The organism is Nocardia sp. JCM 34519.1, from assembly GCF_020361265.1.
Lineage (GTDB): Bacteria > Actinomycetota > Actinomycetes > Mycobacteriales > Mycobacteriaceae > Nocardia > Nocardia arthritidis_A.
The window spans coordinates 23583-43639 of the sequence record NZ_JAIRBR010000036.1 but is presented as its reverse complement, the minus strand read 5'-3'; the positions used below and the strand labels follow the sequence as shown (position 1 = coordinate 43639).

The 20057-nt window shown below is 67.2% G+C and carries 22 protein-coding genes; 6 read left to right on the top strand and 16 right to left on the bottom strand.

Going from position 1 to position 20057, the window contains the following annotated elements; all coding sequences use genetic code 11:
• Nucleotides 1-127 precede the first annotated feature (127 nt).
• The 10 genes from rdgB to clpS all read right to left on the bottom strand — a co-directional run bounded on the left by rdgB (nt 128) and on the right by clpS (nt 7132).
• A complete protein-coding gene (rdgB, locus tag LGY53_RS42380; RefSeq protein WP_225732318.1) occupies nt 128-733 on the bottom strand; it encodes an RdgB/HAM1 family non-canonical purine NTP pyrophosphatase in 606 nt (201 codons plus the stop codon).
• Nucleotides 734-1507, bottom strand: coding sequence for a ribonuclease PH (rph, locus tag LGY53_RS42375; protein WP_167472554.1), 774 nt, complete (start codon nt 1505-1507; stop codon nt 734-736).
• Between the two features lie 75 nt (nt 1508-1582).
• Nucleotides 1583-2347 (bottom strand): cyclic nucleotide-degrading phosphodiesterase, encoded by a 765-nt coding sequence (locus tag LGY53_RS42370; RefSeq protein WP_167472553.1) that lies wholly within the window; start codon nt 2345-2347, stop codon nt 1583-1585.
• 69 nt (nt 2348-2416) lie between these two features.
• Complete coding sequence (locus LGY53_RS42365; RefSeq protein WP_225732323.1) at nt 2417-3025, bottom strand: rhomboid family intramembrane serine protease; 609 nt, start codon at nt 3023-3025, stop codon at nt 2417-2419.
• Nucleotides 3026-3251: 226 nt separating this feature from the next.
• Complete coding sequence (locus LGY53_RS42360) at nt 3252-4214, bottom strand: PLP-dependent cysteine synthase family protein (RefSeq protein ID WP_225732317.1); 963 nt, start codon at nt 4212-4214, stop codon at nt 3252-3254.
• A gap of 4 nt (nt 4215-4218) precedes the next feature.
• Nucleotides 4219-4521, bottom strand: coding sequence for a MoaD/ThiS family protein (locus tag LGY53_RS42355; protein ID WP_225732316.1), 303 nt, complete (start codon nt 4519-4521; stop codon nt 4219-4221).
• A gap of 36 nt (nt 4522-4557) precedes the next feature.
• Nucleotides 4558-4980: a Mov34/MPN/PAD-1 family protein gene (locus LGY53_RS42350; RefSeq protein ID WP_225732315.1), complete on the bottom strand. Its 423-nt coding sequence runs from the start codon at nt 4978-4980 to the stop codon at nt 4558-4560.
• A gap of 117 nt (nt 4981-5097) precedes the next feature.
• Nucleotides 5098-6156, bottom strand: coding sequence for a P1 family peptidase (locus LGY53_RS42345; RefSeq protein WP_225732314.1), 1059 nt, complete (start codon nt 6154-6156; stop codon nt 5098-5100).
• A gap of 63 nt (nt 6157-6219) precedes the next feature.
• Complete coding sequence (locus tag LGY53_RS42340; protein ID WP_225732313.1) at nt 6220-6789, bottom strand: DUF2017 domain-containing protein; 570 nt, start codon at nt 6787-6789, stop codon at nt 6220-6222.
• A gap of 22 nt (nt 6790-6811) precedes the next feature.
• The gene (gene clpS, locus LGY53_RS42335) at nt 6812-7132 is read right to left on the bottom strand and encodes an ATP-dependent Clp protease adapter ClpS (protein ID WP_167472547.1); all 321 of its coding nucleotides are present in this window, start codon (nt 7130-7132) and stop codon (nt 6812-6814) included.
• A 172-nt stretch (nt 7133-7304) separates the two neighbouring features.
• Between clpS and LGY53_RS42330 the strand changes: the two genes are divergently transcribed.
• A complete protein-coding gene (locus LGY53_RS42330) occupies nt 7305-8639 on the top strand; it encodes a nicotinate phosphoribosyltransferase (protein ID WP_308103111.1) in 1335 nt (444 codons plus the stop codon).
• Between the two features lie 4 nt (nt 8640-8643).
• On the opposite strand, the gene LGY53_RS42325 is transcribed toward LGY53_RS42330, so the two are convergent.
• Nucleotides 8644-8829, bottom strand: coding sequence for a hypothetical protein (locus LGY53_RS42325; protein WP_225732311.1), 186 nt, complete (start codon nt 8827-8829; stop codon nt 8644-8646).
• A gap of 98 nt (nt 8830-8927) precedes the next feature.
• On the opposite strand from LGY53_RS42325, the gene LGY53_RS42320 reads away from it, so the two are divergent.
• The 3 genes from LGY53_RS42320 (at nt 8928) to LGY53_RS42310 (ending at nt 12549) form a co-directional block, all read left to right on the top strand.
• On the top strand, nt 8928-9506 hold the full coding sequence (locus tag LGY53_RS42320; RefSeq protein ID WP_225732310.1) for a nicotinamidase: 579 nt from the start codon (nt 8928-8930) through the stop codon (nt 9504-9506).
• Between the two features lie 73 nt (nt 9507-9579).
• Nucleotides 9580-11625, top strand: coding sequence for an ATP-dependent DNA helicase (locus LGY53_RS42315; RefSeq protein WP_225732322.1), 2046 nt, complete (start codon nt 9580-9582; stop codon nt 11623-11625).
• Between the two features lie 234 nt (nt 11626-11859).
• A complete protein-coding gene (locus LGY53_RS42310; protein ID WP_225732309.1) occupies nt 11860-12549 on the top strand; it encodes a methyltransferase domain-containing protein in 690 nt (229 codons plus the stop codon).
• A gap of 4 nt (nt 12550-12553) precedes the next feature.
• On the opposite strand, the gene LGY53_RS42305 is transcribed toward LGY53_RS42310, so the two are convergent.
• From LGY53_RS42305 to LGY53_RS42295, 3 genes are all read right to left on the bottom strand, one after another.
• Nucleotides 12554-12955 (bottom strand): RidA family protein, encoded by a 402-nt coding sequence (locus LGY53_RS42305; protein ID WP_225732308.1) that lies wholly within the window; start codon nt 12953-12955, stop codon nt 12554-12556.
• A 103-nt stretch (nt 12956-13058) separates the two neighbouring features.
• The gene (locus LGY53_RS42300) at nt 13059-13592 is read right to left on the bottom strand and encodes a DoxX family protein (RefSeq protein ID WP_225732307.1); all 534 of its coding nucleotides are present in this window, start codon (nt 13590-13592) and stop codon (nt 13059-13061) included.
• Nucleotides 13593-13778: 186 nt separating this feature from the next.
• Nucleotides 13779-15140: an NCS2 family permease gene (locus tag LGY53_RS42295; protein ID WP_225732306.1), complete on the bottom strand. Its 1362-nt coding sequence runs from the start codon at nt 15138-15140 to the stop codon at nt 13779-13781.
• 211 nt (nt 15141-15351) lie between these two features.
• Between LGY53_RS42295 and LGY53_RS42290 the strand changes: the two genes are divergently transcribed.
• A complete protein-coding gene (locus tag LGY53_RS42290; RefSeq protein ID WP_225732305.1) occupies nt 15352-16038 on the top strand; it encodes a DUF3108 domain-containing protein in 687 nt (228 codons plus the stop codon).
• A 43-nt stretch (nt 16039-16081) separates the two neighbouring features.
• On the opposite strand, the gene LGY53_RS42285 is transcribed toward LGY53_RS42290, so the two are convergent.
• A complete protein-coding gene (locus tag LGY53_RS42285; RefSeq protein ID WP_225732304.1) occupies nt 16082-16654 on the bottom strand; it encodes a TetR/AcrR family transcriptional regulator in 573 nt (190 codons plus the stop codon).
• 87 nt (nt 16655-16741) lie between these two features.
• Here LGY53_RS42285 and LGY53_RS42280 point away from each other — a divergent pair, with 87 nt between their 5' ends.
• On the top strand, nt 16742-17164 hold the full coding sequence (locus tag LGY53_RS42280) for a hypothetical protein (protein WP_225732303.1): 423 nt from the start codon (nt 16742-16744) through the stop codon (nt 17162-17164).
• Between the two features lie 14 nt (nt 17165-17178).
• On the opposite strand, the gene glgP is transcribed toward LGY53_RS42280, so the two are convergent.
• Nucleotides 17179-19749 (bottom strand): alpha-glucan family phosphorylase, encoded by a 2571-nt coding sequence (gene glgP / locus LGY53_RS42275; protein ID WP_225732302.1) that lies wholly within the window; start codon nt 19747-19749, stop codon nt 17179-17181.
• Nucleotides 19750-20057 lie beyond the last annotated feature (308 nt).

Here is a 20057-nt window from a genome sequence, read left to right as displayed (position 1 = left end):
GGGCCGCAACCCCCAACCCCCGCCCCCCCCCCCCATCCCCCCCCGGGCCCAACCCCCCCCACACACCACATGGTGGGGGGGCCCCCCCACCCGGGGCCCCACCCCATCACCTACTTCGAAACACGCCCTAGTCGGCCAATGCCGAAAGGGCGGGCAGCAGCTGACGCAGCGCCCGCCCTCGGTGGGATGCCGCATCCTTTTCGGCCGGGGTGAGCTGCGCCGCGCTGACCTCTCCGCCGTCCGGGAAGAACAGCGGGTCATAACCGAACCCGCCTTCCCCCAACGGTTTACGTCCGACGACACCCGGCCATTCGCCGCGCACAACGGTTTCCGCGCCGCCCGGCACGACCAGTGCGCAGGCGGAGACGAATCGCGCGCCGCGCCGCTCGTCCGGGACATCGCCGAGCTGGGCCAGCAGCAGCGCGTTGTTCGCGGCGTCATCACCGTGCCTGCCGGACCAGCGGGCCGAAAGCACACCGGGCATACCGTTCAACGCGTCCACCGCGATACCGGAATCGTCGGCGACACAAGGCAATCCGGTGGCGGCCGCACCGTCGCGGGCCTTGGCGAGCGCATTCTCCTCGAAGGTGGCGCCGGTCTCCGGCGCCTCGTCGTATGCGGGCACGTCGTCGAGTCCGACGATCTCGATGCCCGCGACACCCGCCTCATCGAGGATGCGCCGCAACTCCTTCAGCTTCTTCGCGTTGCGGCTGGCGACGAGTACCCGCGCCATCTACTTGCGCCTCGCCGAATCGGCCGGTTCCGGCAGCACACCCGGATACGGCAGCGCCAGCGCCTCCTTCTGCACCGCGAACAGCTGCTCGCAGCCCGCGAGCGCGGCATCGAGCATCTTGTCCAGGGTGGAGCGCGGGAAGGTCGCACCCTCACCGGTGCCCTGGATCTCGACCAGGGTTCCGGTGTCGGTGGCGACGACGTTCATATCGACCTCGGCGCGCGAATCCTCCTCGTACGGCAGGTCGAGGCGGACCCGGCCGTCGACGACGCCGACGCTGACCGCGGCGATCGCGCACGAAATCGGTTGCGGGTCGGCCAATCCGCCCGCGGCGCCCAACCAGGTCACCGCGTCGGCGAGCGCGACGTACGCGCCGGTGATGGCGGCGGTGCGGGTGCCGCCGTCGGCCTGCAGCACATCGCAGTCGATGGCGATGGTGTTCTCACCGATCGCGGCCAGGTCGATGCAGGCGCGCAGCGACCGGCCGACCAATCTGCTGATCTCCTGGGTGCGGCCACCGACCTTGCCCTTCACCGATTCGCGGCTGCTGCGGGTGTGCGTCGCGGCGGGCAGCATCGCGTATTCGGCGGTGAGCCAGCCCAATCCGGATTCGCGCCGCCACGGGGGCACACCCTCGGTGACGCTCGCGGTGCACATCACCCGCGTCTGGCCGAATTCCACCAGCACCGATCCGGCGGGATGGGTGGTGAAACCCCTGGTGATCCTGACCTCGCGGAGTTCATCGTCCGCCCTGCCATCGGCTCGTCTCGACACGACCTCAGCCTATGGCACCGACCGGTTACCCGGGCAACCGGCCATACGGGACATGAGTGAACGGCCCAATCGGATTCAGAGATCGAATGTCTCGCCCGGCAGCACCGCGTGCACGGGCCCGGCGAATACCGCCTTGGCCTCGGCGATGACGTCCTCCCGCGAGGTCCACGGCGGAATGTGGGTGAGCAGCAATTCCTTCGCCCCGGCTTCGGCGGCGATCAGACCCGCCTCGGTACCCGAAAGATGTATGCCCGGCGGACGATTGGCAGGGTCGTGCGTCCAGGACGCCTCCGACATCAGCACGTCGGCGCCCTTGGCCAGCTCGTGCACCGCATCGCACATCGCGGTGTCGCCGGTGTAGACGAAGGTGCGCCCGGACGCGGACGTGATGCGCAGCCCGTACGCCTCCGGCGGGTGGTACATCCGCCGCGCGACAACCGTATGCCCGGGACCGAATTCGATCGGTTCGTGCTCGGTCCACGGCCGGAAATCGATGACATCGGACCAGTCGTCGGTTTCGCCGCCGTTCTCCGCCGAGGCATTGCCGATGCGCAGCGGCGAATCGGATGGGCCGCGCACGATGGCGGTGCCGACGGGCGGGTTCGGGTGGTAGCGCCGCCACACCAGCAAACCGGGCATATCGAGGCAGTGATCGGCGTGCAAATGGGTGAGGAAAACGTCGACCTCGCCGGGATCCGCGTAACGCTGCAGCGCACCGAGTACACCGGGCCCGAAATCGATGACCACCGGCCTCATATCCGGCCCGGTCAACAGGTAGCCGGACGCTGGGGACTCCGGGCCGGACACACTGCCCGAGCACCCGAGGACGGTAAGGCGCATTCCCCCATGCTGCCACGACGTTTTCTCGTTCAAGAACCGATCCCCCACATTTCTCGGCGGCCCATCGGGTCAGCGGGTAGCGGCGGGTAGTCCGGCTCCGGTGCCGCGGCGGCGCGAACGTTCATTGCCCGAGAGTACCCAGCCGGCGAGCACTCCACCCACCGCGCCGAAAAGGTGGCCCTGCCAAGAGATTCCGGGTTGACCGGGCAATACGCCCCACAGCAGCGACCCGTAGACGGCGAGTACGGCCAGGCCCAGCAATATCTGCCCGACGCTGCGAGCGAACCAGCCGCGAATGATCAGGAATGTCAACCAGCCGAACACCAGCGAGGACGCGCCGAGGTGTACGGTGCCGCTGCCGCCGGTGAGCCAGGTGCCGAGCCCGGCGATCAGCCAGATGATGGCCGTCGCTGCGATGCCGCGGCCGATGCCCGCGAGCAGGGCGAGGAAGCCGAGGACGAGCACCGGCAGCGTATTGCCCATCAAATGCGCCCAATTCGCGTGCAGCAGCGGGGCGAACAGGATGCCCCACAGGCCGTCGAGGTGACGCGGCTCGATGCCGTTGCGGTCGAGCTGGTGATTGTCGAGGGTGTCGACGCCCTCGACGCCGTAGAGCAGGGCGACGAATGCGCAGATCAGGATGCCTGCGCGCAGCCAGAGCCGCTTTATCGCGGCCATATTCCCCGCCGGGGCGGGCGCAACTGGCACTTGTGTACCGGAATCGCCGAGGCGGGCCCGCACGGCCGCGAGCCGATCCGGATCGAAGGACGGACCGAGTCCAGCGCCGCCGGTCATCGCAACCTCCTCGTATCGCGGGAATGTTCCCCGCTCTTCCGAGGGTACCGACGCGACCCACGCCGCGTACCCGGGTGCGCTGGGAACTGAACGCGGGCCGTGCCGAACTTCACGCCCAGAGCTGGCCGTCGAGCCGCTCCTCCGCTTCCTCCAGCGTGCCGTCGTAAGCACCGGTGGACAGGTACTTCCAGCCGCCGTCCGCGACGACGAAGGCGATATCGGCGCGGATGCCCGCCCGCTGCGCCTTGCGCGCGACGCCGAGCGCGGCATGCAGGATCGCGCCGGTCGAGATGCCCGCGAAAATGCCCTCCTCCAGCACCAATTCGCGGGTCCGCCTGACCGCGTCGAACGGTCCGACGGAGAAGCGGGTAGTCAGCACCGATTCGTCGTACAGCTCGGGGATGAAGCCCTCATCGATATTGCGCAGCCCGTAAACCAGTTCGCCGTAACGCGGTTCGGCGGCGACGATTTCGATGCCCGGCACCTTCTCGCGCAGGAAGCGCCCGGTGCCCATCAGGGTTCCCGTTGTACCCAGGCCCGCGACGAAGTGGGTGATCTCCGGCAGGTCGGCCAGGATCTCCGGGCCGGTCGTCTCATAGTGCGCGAGCGCGTTGGCCGGGTTGCCGTATTGATAGAGCATCACCCAGTCCGGATTTTCGGCGGCGATCTGCTTGGCAAGTGCCACGGCCTGATTCGAGCCGCCCGCCGCCGGCGAATCGATGATCTGCGCGCCGAACATGGTCAGCAGCTGCCGCCGCTCCACCGAGGTGTTCTCCGGCATGACGCACACCAGCCGATAGCCCTTGAGCTTGGCGGCCATGGCCAGCGAGATTCCGGTATTGCCGCTGGTGGGTTCCAGAATCGTGCAACCGGGTGTCAGCTTGCCATCGGCCTCGGCCTGTTCGATCATCCGCAATGCCGGACGGTCCTTGACCGACCCGGTGGGGTTGCGGTCTTCCAGCTTGGCCCACAGCCGCACGTGATTCTCCCCGTCCCAGTTCGGGGACAGGGTGCGCAGCCCGACCAGCGGGGTGTTGCCGAGGGTCGCGATCAGCGATTCGTAACGCGCCACGGGATCAATGGACTCCCGCGGCGGTGCCCGATTCGCTGCCTCCGGCAACGGCGGGCAGGATGGTGACGCTGGCGCCCTCGGGCACCTCGGCCGCCAGTCCGCCCGCGAAGCGCACGTCCTCGTCGTCGACGTAGATATTGACGTAGCGGTTCAGTTTGCCGTCTTTGAGCAGGCGCTCGGCCAGGCCGGGGTGGTTGGCCTCCAGGTCGTCGATGAGAGCGGACAGCGTCGCGCCCTGCGCCTGCACCCGCTTCTCACCTCCGGTGAGGCCGCGCATGATGGTCGGGATGGACACGGTTACCGGCATGGATACTCCTCCGATTCAGCGGAAAACTCTTGGCGGTCAGGCGGTTTCGTAGGCATCGACGATGTGCACCGGCTCCTCGGTGACCTCGCCGCCGACGATCCGGTAGCTGCGCAGCTCGTGGCGCTCGGGATCGCGGGTGGAGATCAGCACGTAGTGGGCGAACGGTTCGGATGCGTAGGACACGTCGGTGCGGCTCGGGTAGGCCTCGGTCGCGGTGTGCGAGTGGTAGATCACCACCGGGGTCTCGTCGGCGTCGTCCATCCCGCGCCAGACCTTCAGCTGCTCGCCGGAATCGAAGCGGTAGAACGTCGGCGAGCGCTCGGCGTTCATCATCGGGATGAAACGCTCCGGCCGATCCGAACCCTCCGGACCGGCGATGACACCGCAGGCCTCATCCGGATGATCGGCGCGCGCATGCGCCACCATCGCCTCGACCAGGTCGGCCCTTATCACCAGCACGAGTCAAACCCTTCCACACATCGGTACAGCACCCGGCCGACCCATCGCACTCGACAACGAGTCAGGATATTCGGCTATTCCCGAATACCGGCCGACCGGATCGGTTCGCCCCGGAATTCACCGGCCGAACAATTCGGTGTAGGTCGGGATCCCGGCGACCGGGGTCGCGGTGCGGATGGCATCGACGATGGCGCGTTCCACACACACCGCAGCGGCGGTGCACACCGCGTCCAGCACCAGCAGATTGCCCGGAAAGGCCGGTGGCAGCGGCAGGTCGGCCGTTTCCTTTGTTCCGGTGGACACCGCGAACAGGGTGTCGCCGTCCAGCGGCGAATGGGCCGGGCGGGTCGCCCTGGCCAGGCCGTCGTGCGCGGTGGTGGCCATGCGGCGGCAGCCGGCCGGATCGAGGGCCGCGTCGGTGGCGACGACGCCGATGGTGGTGTTGAGGACCGTGCCCTTCACCGGAAGCGCATTGGCGTGCGCGAGCTGTTCCGGTGTGGCCGAACGCAATCCGAAATAGTCCGGTCCGTCGGTGCCCGCGCCCCAAGGCAATCCGGTGCGCGGGTCGAATACCGAGCCGACCGGATTCGCGACCACGAGCGCCGAAACGGTGACGCCCGCCGCCGGACCCTCGGCGAGAACCACACTGACGGAACCGATTCCACCCTTGATCGAACCCGCCCGCGCGCCGACGCCCGCGCCGACCGAACCGCGGTCGAATTCGGCGGCCGCCGCATCGGCCGCCCGGTACCCGAATTCCGCGGTGGGCCGAATCCCCCACTCCCCCACCGGAAGATCGAAGATCACCGCACCGGGCACGATCGGCACCACCCGGCCCGGATCGGCCGGATCCATCGGAATGCCCTCGCCGTGCTCCTCGAGCCAGCGCATCACGCCATCGGCCGCGGCCAGCCCGTAGGCGCTGCCGCCGGTGAGCAGGATCGCGTGTACCTGACGCACGGTATTGCCCGGGTCGAGCAGATCGGTCTCCCTGGTACCCGGTCCGCCGCCGCGCACGTCGACCGCGGCCGTCGCACCGCCGGGGATGCGCACCACGGTGCATCCGGTCGCCGCGCCGGAGCCGAGCGTCGCGTCCGGATCGAGCACATGATGGTGACCGACCAGAATGCCTTCGACATCGGTCAGCGAATTACGTTTTCCCGCTTGCGCATTCACGATCCGGCCTCCTTGCCGTTATTCCAGACGAGACCTGTTCGCGCACAGATATTTCGGCGTGTCCTACGGCGAAAGTGCCTGTAGCAGTGAGTCCTGCATCCAGGTGAGCCAGTGATAGACGTCCAGGTGCGGGGCGCGCGGATCGTCCGGATTCAGCTGATCCGGGGTCTCGGCATCGATGCCGAGTACGGTGCCGAGCGCGAGCCGGACGTCGGTGAGCGCGGTGAGCCAGGCATCGGCCTGCTCCGGGGTGAGGATGATGCGCCCGCCGTCGGCGGGGACGGTGTCCAGGACCACCGAACCGGCGGCCAGCTTGGCGTCGATGATCTCCGGCTCGTGCAGCCCGCGCAGCGCGCTGTTCAGATCGGCGCGGTCGGCGTCGGGGGATCCGGGTTCGCTGCGGTGGAAGTCGGGCAGCAGGCGGCGCAGTCGCGGATCGTCGGGTGGGATGGTGTTGCCGGTGCGCAGCCCGGTGAGCGCGGCCAGATCGTCCTCGGGAGCGGAACTCGCCCGCTCGGTCAACAGCCCGGAGACGGCGCCGACCAGCGAACGCAACACGCTGGCCTCACGCGCATCCATCTCGGATCGCAGCTTGAGACCGCTCAACGAGTTCTTCCGGCTCCACTTTCGCACGTCGCTACGGTAGTCGTCCCGGTCAGTCGTCCCGCTGCATGGTCGCCCAGAGTCCGGCGGCGTGTAGTCGCTGGACATCGTGCTCCATCTTGTCCCGCGAGCCAGACGAGACCACCGCCTTGCCCTCGTTGTGCACCTTGAGCATCAGCTCCGTCGCCTTGCTCTTGCTGTAACCGAACAGCTTTTGAAAAATGTAGGTCACGTAGTGCATGAGGTTGACGGGATCATCCCAAACCACGGTCACCCAGGGGCGGTCCTCCGCCTCCAGGATCTCGGTGTACTCGACCGCTTCCGGGGTCGCCTGTGCCGCGGACAGCGTCGCGTTCGTGTTGCACAAGCCCATAACATCCAGGGTACGGGCCGACTCCGAATACACAACACCCCGGCCGGACATCAGCGCGCCATCGTGACCGTCACGCCGGCCATCGGCGTGCGCCGGATACGGCGGCAGCGCCGGTCTCAGTGAACCGGCCGCATACAGTGACTGGGTGGATATCCGCGACGGCAAAACCAGCATCCGCGACGGCGGCCCCGGCGACACCTATCACGTCGCGGCGGACGGTTTCAGCACCGCACTGCTCACCGACCAGTACGAGCTGACCATGCTCGCCGCGGCCATCGCCGACGGTTCGGCATGGCGGCGGTGCAGCTTCGAGGTGTTCGCGCGGCGATTGCCGCACGGCCGCCGCTACGGCGTCGTCGCGGGCACCGGCAGGCTGCTGGACGCGTTGGCGCACTACCGTTTCGGCGCGCCGGAACTCGCGGCTGCCAGCTTCCTCGACGACCGCACGCTCGACTTCCTGGGCGACTACCGATTCACCGGCGATATCGACGGCTATCCCGAGGGTGAGCTGTATTTCCCCGGCTCCCCGATACTTTCGGTGCGCGGCAGCTTCGCCGAATGCGTCGTGCTGGAGACGCTGATCCTGTCGATCCTCAATCACGACAGCGCGATCGCCTCGGCCGCGGCCCGGATGGTCAGCGTGGCGGCCGGGCGGCGGATGATCGAGATGGGTTCCCGGCGCACCCATGAACTGGCCGCGCCGGCCAGCGCCCGCGCCGCGTACCTGGCCGGATTCGACGCGACCTCGAATCTGGAGGCCGCGCGCCGCTTCGGCGTGCCGAGCGCGGGCACCAGCGCGCACGCGTTCACACTCCTACACAGCGCGGCCGACGGCGCGCACGAGGCGGCGGCGTTCCGCAGCCAGATCGCGGCGCTCGGCATCGGCACCACACTGCTGGTGGACACCTTCGACATCACCAGGGGCGTGGCCACCGCCATCGAGGTCGCCGGGCCCGAATTGGGCGGCGTGCGAATCGATTCCGGCGATCTCGGGGTACTGGCCAGACAGGTGCGCGATCAGCTCGACGGGCTCGGCGCCACCAAGACGAAGATCGTGGTGTCCGGCGATCTCGACGAATACTCCATCGCCGCGCTGCGCGCCGAACCGGTCGACGCGTACGGCGTCGGCACCGCGCTGGTCACCGGTTCCGGCGCGCCGACCGCGGGCATGGTCTACAAACTGGTGGAGGTCGACGGGCTGCCGGTGGCCAAGCGCAGCAGCCATAAGGAGTCGCGCGGCGGCACCAAGCGCGCGGTCCGGCTGGCCAGGAACACCGGAACCATTGTCGAGGAGATCGTTTACCCCGCGGCCGGAAAGCCGCCCGCCACAAATGGTTTCGAATCCCGCGAGCTGCTGGTGCCGCTGGTGCGCGCCGGATCGATCGTCGAGAAACCGGCGCTGGAGCGGAGCCGGGAGCTGGTCGCGCGCGGATTGATCAGCCTGCCGTGGGAGGGGCTGAAACTATCCGACGGGGAGCCCGCGATTCCGACGACGTTCGTGAATTGAATCGCTATTTGTTGCGGCCCTTCGTATTTCGCCGCTGCACCAGCGAGAGGACCACGAAAACCACCAGCCCGAAAAGGGATCCGCGCACCACCGCGCCGACCAGTTCCGCACTTCCGTATGCCTCGGCCAGACCTATCCCGATCGCGGCGAACGCGACCAAACCGAGAAACGCCCAAATTATCCGAGCCATGGCTGCCCTCCGACGAATCCTCGACAACACAGTGGATACGGGCGCGGGGGACTTCTCGTTCAATTCCGTTCTACGCTGCGAACAGCAGGAGGTGTCTCATGAGCCGAGCATTGATCGTCGTCGATGTCCAGAACGACTTCTGTGAGGGCGGATCGCTCGCGGTCACCGGGGGTGCGGCCGTCGCCACCAAGATCAGCGACTATCTGGTGAGCGGCGACTATGCCGCGATCGTCGCCACCCGCGACTATCACATCGATCCCGGCGCGCATTTCTCCGACCACCCGGATTATGTCGACTCCTGGCCGCCGCACTGCCGGGTCGGCACGCCGGGCGCCGATTTCCACCCGAATCTCGATACCGCGCCCATCGAGGAAATCTTCTCGAAGGGTGAATACTCCGCCGCGTATTCCGGTTTCGAGGGCGCGGCGCCCGACGGTACCGACCTCGCCGAATGGTTGCGCGCCCGGGATATCGATTCCGTCGACGTGGTCGGCATCGCCACCGATCACTGCGTCCGGGCAACCGCGCTGGACGCGCGCACCGCCGGATTCCGCACCCGGGTATTGCTCGGCCTCACCGCGGGCGTCGCGCCCGACACCACCGAAGCGGCCCTCGGCGAGTTGCGCGCCGCCGGCGTCGAACTGGAAGGCGCGGTCGGCACGCGACGCGCCCAGTGACACACCGGCCGTCTCATTCAGGCCAACGCGGCGGCCGATCTTCGTGTCGGTGCGAGCCAGTAGGCTGCTGCGCGTGCCCGAACTCCCGCCAGTACCCGAACTTTTGGCCGCCGCCGTCGAGGCGCTGGGCGGGAAGGAACGCACCGGCCAGCTGACGATGGCGGCCGCGGTGGATCACGCCATCGACACCAAGGAGCACCTGGCGGTGCAGGCGGGCACCGGGACCGGTAAGTCGCTGGCCTATCTGGTGCCGAGCCTGCGGTACGCGGTGCGCACCGGGCGCACGGTGGTGGTGTCCACCGCGACGATCGCACTGCAGCGCCAGCTGGTGGACCGGGATCTGCCGCGCCTGGCGGAGGCATTGCGCGGGCCGCTGGGCCGCACCGCGAAATTCGCGATCCTCAAGGGCCGCAACAACTATCTGTGCCTCAACAAGATCAATAGCGTCATTCCGGACGAACCGGCCGAGGCCGAGCTGTTCGACGCCTTCGCCATCTCCCGGCTCGGCCGCGAGGTGCAGCGGCTCAACGAGTTCGCCTCGAATACCGAAACCGGCGACCGCGACGACCTGGTACCCGGGGTGAGCGATCGAGCGTGGCGACAGGTCAGCGTGTCGTCCCGCGAATGCCTGGGCAAATCCCGCTGCCCGTTCGGCCAGGACTGCTACGCCGAACGCGCCCGCGCCGAATCGGCGCAGGCCGATGTGGTGGTGACCAACCACGCCCTGCTCGCCATCGACGCCATCAGCGGTATCCAGGTGTTGCCGGAACACGATGTCGTCGTCATCGATGAGGCGCACGAACTCGTCGACCGGGTCACCGGCGTGGCCACCGCCGAACTCGCGCCCGCCGCGATCAGCGCGGCCGCCCGCCGCTGCGCCAAACTCGTCGACGAGCAAGAGGTGGACCGGTTGGAGGCCGCCGCGGAGGCCTGGCACGCCGCGCTCGACGAGCTGCCTGCCGCCCGCTGGGACACCCTTCCCGAGGGCATCGCCCCGGTACTCGCGCTGGTCCGCGATGCGGCGTGGAATGCGCGCACCGCGCTGGCACCGCCCGGCGGCACCACCGCGCAGGGCGATCCCGACGTGGCCGCCCAGCGCAATCTCGCACTGGCCGCCATCGACGAGGTGCACGACGGCGCGGTGCGTGCGCTCACCGCATTCGAGGAGCCCGATCCGGCCAAGCGCCACGATGTGATCTGGCTGTCCGCCGAGGAGATTCGCGGGGTCACCCGGCGCACGCTGCGGATGGCGCCGCTCGCGGTCGGCGGACTGTTGCGCAGCAGGCTTTTCGGCACCGCGACGGTCATCCTGACCTCGGCGACGCTGCAGATCGGCGGTTCCTTCGACGGTCTCGCGATCACCTGGGGGCTGCCCGCGCAGTCGGCGAACAAATCCGACGCGGCCCTCGCCAATGGCGCGCAGGCGCCCGCCGACGACGAGAAGGTGCGCTGGAGCGCGCTCGACGTCGGCTCCCCGTTCGATCACGCCAAATCCGGAATCCTTTACGTCGCAAAGCATTTGCCCGCCCCCGGCCGGGACGGTCTTTCGCCCGCCTACCTCGACGAGATCGAGCGGTTGATGTGCGCCGCGGGTGGTCGCACCCTCGGACTGTTCTCCTCGATGCGGGCGGCCAAGTCCGCGACAGAGGCGTTGCGCTCCCGGTTGGATACGCCCGTGCTCTGCCAGGGTGACGACGCGACCGGTCAGCTGGTCCGCCAGTTCGCCGACGATCCGGCGACCTCGCTGTTCGGCACGCTCTCACTGTGGCAGGGCGTCGACGTGCCGGGCCCATCGCTGAGTTTGGTGATCCTGGACCGGATTCCGTTCCCGCGCCCCGACGATCCGCTGTTGACGGCGCGGCAGCGCGCGGTGGAATCGCGTGGCGGCAACGGCTTCATGGCGGTGGCCGCCAATCATGCGGCGTTGCTACTGGCGCAGGGCACCGGGCGACTGTTGCGCAGCGTGGACGACCGCGGTGTCGTCGCGATTCTCGATTCACGTTTGGCCACTGCCCGTTACGGCGGCTACCTGCGCGCTTCGCTGCCACCGTACTGGGAGACAGCGGATCCGGAGGTGGTGATCAAGGCGCTGCAGCGCCTCACCGCCACCGCGCCGTAAACGTGAGCAAACCATACATAGGACGACCGGTTTGTGATACCACTCACAAGAACTGGATTTAGTTCCGATCAGAAGTAAGTTGGGTTGTGGTACTTCGGTGAACCCCCAATTCCCACACCGAATGTATCGGTCGTCCCCGCGCCAAGCCCTGCACGCGGCGCGGGGACATACAAATCTCGTTGCCCCGCAACAAAATCCCTCTCACGCCCGGCCTTTCCATGAGACCGTGGCCAGATGACGCACCCCGATACCGAAACACTCGGCGAATTCATCATCAGCGCAAGATCATTGGCGGAATACCGAGCGATTTTCGGGCTCACCGCCAGCGAATTGCGTGGTCGTATCCTCGATTGTCCCGGTGGCGCAGCGGGTTTCACCGCCGAGGCGAGTGATCTCGGCGCGCAGGTCATCGCCGTCGATCCCATATACACCCGGTCCGCCGAGGACCTCAGGGCGACCGCGCTGCGCGAGTGCGATCGTGCAACCCGTTGGGCGGCAAGGCATTCGCATCGTCGCCGGTGGGACTGGTACGGCAGCCCGGCCGAACATCTGCGCATGCGCACCGCGTCGGCTCGCCGTTTCGGCGCCGATCTCACCGAACATCCGGAGCGCTACATCGGCGCCCGACTACCCTCGCTACCCTTCCCCGACAAGAGTTTCGATCTCGTGCTCAGCTCACATCTGCTCTTCAGCTACGCCGACCGGCTCGACGCCGACTTCCATCTCGCCGCGCTGGTGGAGCTCGCCAGGGTCGCTATCGGTGAGACCAGGATCTACCCGCTGGTCGACCACACCGGCGCCAACCTGGACCCCCTGGTCGACAAGCTCCGAAAAGAACTGCACGACAAGGGGCTCCAGACCGAACTGCGGGACGTGGACTTCGAATTCCACCACGGCGCCAGCACCATCCTGGTGCTGCGCTGACGGACTATCCCTCCCCGCGCACCGCGATCGCGTCCACCTCGAATAGCATTCCCGGAAGGGCAAGCGCCGCAACGCCGCTCAGCGTCTGCGTCGGCGGGCGATCGCCCCAGAGTTCGGCGATCTTGCGGCCGAGCACGGCCAGCTTGTCCAGGTCGTGATCGACGATATGGCTGCGCAACTGGGCGACATCCGCATAGTCGAGTCCGACGGACCGCAGTGCCACACCGAGATTCGCGAAGGCGCGGTCCACCTGAACCGCGAAATCGTCACTGGTGGTGTGCCCCTCGGCGTCGGAGTCGTACTGCCCCGCGATGAAAACCAACTCGCCGCGCACCCGCGCGACGTGGCTGTAGCCGAAGCCGGTCGGGTCGTGCAGTTCCGCCGGGTTGCTGATCTCGATGGTCACATCACTCCTCGGTTGTAGTCGTTCATGACAACACGAGGAAGACGATGCAGCATCCCGGACTGTGACACGGCGCGGTGATCCTGGATCACCGCGCCGTGGGGTCTCAGGATTTGACCAGCAGGGTGAGCGCCGCGGTGACCACCGCGAGTACGAGGGCCCCGGCTCCCCAGATGAATCCCTGCCGGTGCCAAAGGCGTCCGTGGTCGAGCGAGAACTTGCCCGGGCCGGTGAAGGCCAATGTCAGTGCGGCGAGGGCGAACAACAGCGGCTCCTCCCATCCGCCCTTGCCGAGCAGGCCGGGACCCCAGGTCACGTTGATCGCATTGATCATGGTGCCGATCACGATGGCGGCCGCGAGCGGGGTCACCAGGCCGAGCACCAGCAACAACCCGCCGGTGAACTCACACAGTCCGGCGAGGGTGCCGAAGAATTTGCCGGGCTTGTAACCCATCCCGTCGAAGACGCTGGCCGTGGTCTGCCAGCCCATGCCGTTGAACCAGCCGAACAGCTTCTGTGCACCATGAGCCGCGAGCACACCGCCGAAGCCGACTCGAAGCACCAGTAGGCCGATGTCGGTCGATACCTTGTCCAGCTCGCTTGTTGCGCCGGTGGCGCGCTGAATTGTGTTGGTAGACATGCTCGTCCTTCATCCGTGCCTGCGATTTGTATTCGTGTGCGCATACCCGGCGCAGCGCGCTGGCGTATCTCCGCCGAGAAACCAACTTCACCAATGAAGCGGACTGCGGTCCGAATCATTGCACGGACCGCGGCAACTGTCCAACAACTGGGGATTATGCCCCGATCGACCCGAAATGACGCCCGTTCACTCCGCCAGGAAGAAGAAATAACCGAGAAATACGACCATCAGCGCCCACATGGCGGGATGCACCTCTTTGATCCGGCCGCGCGCCACCATCACCACCGGATAGAACACCATTCCCATGGCGAGGCCGTACGCGATCGAATAGGTGAGCGGCGTAACCACCACGGTGATGAATGCGGGCACCGAATATTCGAGCCGATTCCAGTCGATTTCCCCGAGCGCCCGCGCCATCAACACACCGACCACGATCAGCGCGGGCGCGGTCACCTCGCCGGAACCCGCGATCACCGAGAAAATCGGGAAACAGAACATCGCGATCAGGAACCAGCCCGCGGTGGTCACCGCCGTCAGCCCGGTGCGTCCGCCCGCCGAGACACCCGCCGTCGACTCGACATACGCGGTGGTGGTGGAGGTTCCGATCACCGCACCCGCCATGGTGCCGACCGAATCGGCGGCCAGCGCGCTCGACGCGCGCGGCAGCTGACCGTTCTTGTCCAGGAGCCCGGCCTGATTGGCGACGCCGATCAGGGTGCCCGACGCATCGAAGAAATCGACGAACAGCATGGTCAGCACGACGACGACCATCTGACCGGTGAATGCGTCCGGCAGGTGAATGATGGCCTGGCCGAAGGTCTGATCCAAACCCTTCGGCATCGCGACGACACCGTCCGGCAGCTTGACCAGCCCGGTGATCATGCCGAGCAGCGCGGTGAGCACGATCCCGTACAGCACCGCGCCGTGCCAGCGCAGCACCAGGAAGATCACCGTGATGAGCAAGCCGAACAGCGCGAGCAGCGTGGTGCCCTTGGTGAAATCACCGTGCGTGACGAAGGTGGCCTTGCTCGCGACGACGATGCCCGCATTCTTGAGGCCGAGAAATGCGACGAACATGCCGATGCCGGCGCCGACCGCCAGCTTCATCTGCATCGGGATGGCGTTGAGTATGCGTTCGCGGACCTTCGTCACCGCCAGGACCAGGAAGATGAGCCCGGATAGGAACGTTCCCGATAGCGCGGTCTGCCAGGGAATCCCCATCTGCTGAACCACCGTGAACGCGAAGAAGGCGTTCAGACCCATACCCGGTGCCAGCGCGATCGGATACCTGGCCCAGATGCCCATCACCAGCGTGCCGAACACCGCGGCGACGGCGGTCGCGGTGAATACCGCCTGCATCGGAATTCCCTTGTCGCCCAACGCGCCTTGGTCACCGAGGATCGCCGGGTTCACGGCGAGCACATAGGACATGGCCAGGAACGTCACCGTTCCGGCCATCAGCTCGCGCCGCACGGTCGAGCCGGTCTGACTGACGCCGAAATACGCGTCCAGGCGACCCCGGGTTCGGGTCAGCACATCGGAGGCCATGGGTTCTCCAGGGGGATCAGAAAAATGGGTGCTCAGGCACGTTAGCCGACGATTCACCGAATCCCAGAACCGGCGCATGCACCGACCGGGCAGTTCGTGACCAGTGTCACGGTAGCCATCCCAGACAGGCTCATCTAGCTTCGAAACGACGCCGTTGCATTGCGCACTCCAGCGGCCGCGCACCAACCGAATCCGATGAGGGGAAGTCAAGGTGCCCAACACTTTTCGCGATCCAGGCATCGAGGCGGGCGAGCTGTCCCAGTACGTGGCGACCGTCGGCTCCGACCCGACCGAGTACCGCGCCTCGTCGCTGATCGAGTACGACGACGCCGATACCTACCGCAGCGTGCTCACCGTCGACCTGCCCGACGAGTTCACGATGACCGTCACCCAGACCTTCGACCGCACCGGCGGCAACCTCTCCGCGACCACTTACCGGGCCGAGAGCAGACATCGCGACGTGGTGGTCAGCCGCGAGGAGGGCAATTTCGCCGGCACCTCGCACTTGCAATTCGGCGGCAAGGTCCAGCCCTTCCCCACACCGCTGACGCCGCTGCTCGGCGGCATGATCACCTTCCGCGGCCTCGATTTCCGCAAGGGCACGAAGGCCACCGTCAACCTCTGGCTCGGCTACTCCATCCACTGGCCCGTCGAGGTCAGGGTGGAAAAACGCACCACCGTCGAGGTGCCGGCGGGCCGCTTCGACGCCTGGCAGGTGCGCGCCAAGCCGAGCTTCGCGCATATCAGCGGTCTGCTGGACAAGGTCGTGCACGGTCTACTGCCCGCCTTCACACTGCATTTCGACGCCACGAGCCCACATCGCCTGCTGCGCTTCAGTTTTCCGACCGGGCCACTGCCGTGGGACCCCAAGGGATTGGTCCGGCTCAGCGCGAAATGAGCCGCTGACGCGAAACCGGTTGCGATCCAGCCGTTCCCGGAGCTCAGCGTTCGGGGCGCGGATAACGCCGTGCGACCAACTCCCGGATGGCGCGGGCGGCGCGGTCGAACGGTTCGATCGATTCGGCGGCGCGGCAGAGCACATGCGCACCCTCCAGCAGGGTGATCAAGGTGGTCGCGAGGTCGTCCGCGGTGGCCGCATCGCTGCCCGCGCCGCGCAGTAGATGCGCGAGTGTCGTTGTCCACGAATCGAATGCGGTGGCGGCGATGGTCCGCAATGCGCTGGTCTCCGGATCGATGGTGACCGCGGCGACCGCACATCCCGCACCCTCCGCCGAGGCGGCGACCACCGGGCGCACCTGCGCCAGGAACGCCTCGACCACCTCCAGTGGATCGGTGCCGGGCAGCTCCGAAAGATGTTCGCGCACAACGTCTCCGTTGCGTGTTGCCGCGGCGGCGACGAGTTCGGTCTTGCCGCCGGGGAAGTGGTGGTAGATCGCGCCGCGCGCGGCTCCGCTCGCCTCCAGCACGGCGGTGAACGACATGCCCGCCACACCTTTGTGCCGCAGCGCCTCGACGGCGGCGTCGATCATCCGCTCCCGGGTATCAGCGGCCATATTTCCTCCATTGACTAGTACGGCCATCCTAGCGCACACTTCTTCTCGCTAGTACGTACGTACTAGCGGTCTTCGAAGGGAACGCACATGCCCATTACCGTCACCGCCCCGGCCGGAGTGCTCACCGAACTCGGCGAGCGTGAGATCCTGCCGCGGCTCACCGCCGCCCTGCTCGCCGTCAGCGGCGGCACCGGGAATCCTTTCTTCACCGAAATCGTCGGCGGCACAGTACATCTGCTTCCGGCCCGGCATATCTACGGCGGCGGCGTCAACCGGCCGCTGGTCATGGTCGAGCTCAAGCTGCCCAATATCGGGCTGCCCGATCCGGCCAGTCGCGCGGCATTCGTCGCGGCCGCCACCGATATCGTCGACGACCTCACCGTCACCGGTCACGACCGCAACGACACCTGGGTGAACATTCTCAACGCGCCCGACGGTGCGTGGGGTATCGGCGGACGCGCGTACACCGGTGCGGAGCTCATCGCCGCGATGACGGCCGCGGCGCACTGAGTCGCGTGTAGGGATTACGCGCTCGGCGCGGCGATCAACCCCAGTTCGGCGTCGGAGGCAAGCAGTTCGTTGTGCGGGAGCACCCGGACCGTGTAGCCGACGGCGCCGGACAGCGGAACCGGCGTCTGCACCGTGAAAAGCTCTGTGCCGGAATCGGATCCGGTATGCGTCATCGGGATGGTCGTCACCTCGGAGAGCTCGTCGGACGGCGAGACCCGGCCGAACACCGCGTGCACCGCGACATCCTCGGTGCGCAGACCACCCAGATCGATGCGGGCGTGCAGCGACATCGGCGCGCCGATGATCGGCGTATCGGGCAGACCGGAGCTGTCGACCTGAATGACCTTCACCGCGGGCCAAGCGGATTCGACGCGACGCCGGTACTCGGCCGCGGCCCGCGCCGCGGCGAATTCGTCGGCGGTGACACGCTGGAACGCGGCCGCGGCCCGCGCGTAGTACTCGACGGCGTAATCGCGAACCATCCTGGACGCCAAAACCTTCGGCCCCAGCGTCTCCAAGGTGTGGCGCACCATCTCCACCCAGCGCACCGGCATCCCGGACCCGTCGCGGTCGTAGAAACGCGGTGCGACGGTGCGTTCGAACAGGTCGTAGAGCGCCGCCGCCTCGAGATCATCGCGGCGGTGCTCATCGGCGACGCCGTCGGCGGTCGGTATGGCCCAACCGTTTTCGCCGTCGTACATCTCGTCCCACCAACCATCCCGGATGGAGAGGTTGAGGCCGCCGTTGAGTGCCGACTTCATGCCCGACGTACCGCAGGCCTCGAGCGGGCGCAGCGGATTGTTCAGCCACACATCACAACCCCAGTACAGGAAGCGGGCCATCGACATGTCGTAGTCGGGCAGGAAGACGATGCGGTGCCGCACCTCGGGATCGTCGGCGAACCGAACCACCTGCTGTATCAGCGCTTTTCCGCCGTCATCGGCCGGATGGCTCTTACCAGCCACCACCAACTGCACGGGGCGTTCCGGATCGAGCAGCAGGGCACGCAACCGCTGCGGATCACGCAGCATCAGCGTCAACCGCTTGTAGGTCGGCACCCGGCGCGCGAAACCGACCGTCAACACCTCGGGATCGAAAACGCTGTCCACCCAACCCAATTCGGTCTCGGCGGCGCCGCGCTGCAGCCACGACCGACGCACCCGGCGGCGCACCTCGGCGACCAGGGTGGCGCGCAGCGAATTCCGGGTCGACCACAGTTCGCCGAGGTCGACGTCGTGCAGCCGCTCCCAGCCGCGCGCCTCCTCGACCAGTTCCGAACCGATGTATTCGCGCGCCTTGTCGATCCATTCGCGGGCGGCCCAGGTCGGGGCGTGCACACCGTTGGTCACCGAACCGATCGGCACCTCGGCGGCGTCGAAGCCCGGCCACAGCCCGTTGAACATGGCGCGGCTCACCTCGCCGTGCAGTTCGGAAACGCCGTTGGCGCGCTGGGCGAGTCGCAGACCCATATGCGCCATGTTGAACACCGAAGGATCGGCCTCGCGCCCCAGCGCGACGATCCGGTCCACGGAAAGCCCTGGCAGCAAAGCGGATTCGGTTTCACCGTGCGCGCCGCCGAAATAGCGCCGCACCATCGGCATCGGGAAGCGGTCGATGCCCGCGGGCACCGGGGTATGCGTCGTGAACACCGTTCCGGCCCGCACCGCGGCCAGCGCCGTATCGAAATCCAGTCCGCCCGCGACGAATTCGCGGATCCGCTCGACGCCGAGGAAGCCGGCGTGACCCTCGTTCATATGGAATACGTCGGGATCGGGCAGGCCCATGGCGCGGGTGTAGGCGCGCACCGCGCGCACACCGCCGATACCGGCCAGGATCTCCTGGCGGATCCGATGCTCCTGATCGCCGCCGTACAGGCGATCGGTCACCAGTCGCAGTTCCGGATCGTTCTCGGCGATATCGGAATCCAAGAGCAGCAACGGAACTCGCCCGACCTGCGCGATCCACACCCGAGCCCGCAGCACCCGGTGGTCGGGCATGGCGACGTGGATGAGCACCGGCGAACCCTCGCCGGTGAGCAGCCGCAGCGGCAGGCCCTGCGGGTCGAGCGCCGGGTAGTGCTCGGTCTGCCATCCGTCCGCCGACAGCGACTGGCGGAAATATCCTGAGCGGTAAAGCAATCCGACACCGATCAACGGAAGACCCAGATCGGACGCCGATTTCAGATGATCGCCCGCCAGGATCCCGAGGCCGCCGGAGTAATTCGGCAGCACCTCGGTGACACCGAATTCCATGGAGAAATAGGCGATTCCGCGGACCTGACCGTCGAACTGCCGTTGGAACCAGCGCGGCCGGGTCAGATAGTCGCGCAGTCCATCGGCCGCGTCGTCCACCCGCCGAACGTAATCCGGGTCCGCCGCCAGCTCATCCAATCGCGCGGCGGGCACCTCCCCCAGCATCCGCACCGGATCGTGCCCCAACTCCGCCCACCGCTCCCGATCGAGCTCGGCGAACAGATCCTGCGTCGGCCAATGCCACGACCACCGCAGATTCGTTGACAACTCGCCCAACGCCGCCAGACGCTCAGGAAGATGGGCACGGACGGTGAAACGCCTTAATGCCTTCACCGTGCGAACCTTACACGGAGCAAGGTGACGCCCGGTGATCGGCCGAGCACCCTGGTAGGCCAACCACCAGGGCTTTCGGCCGACCATGCGCCGCCCGCAGGAGGAACGCGTTCACACCGGATCATCCGAGAGCACCCACAATCACCCGGAAAACCGTCACGAAAACGGTCACAGCGGCTCCCCTCGCCGGTCAATCAGCAAACGTCAGGCGAGTTCGGAAATCCGCCTCCCCTGGTTCGCGGAACGTTTCGGCCAGCTTGTCAGCGTGTAGAGACGGCTGACTGTGCGGTTCTGCCGAGGATGTGCCC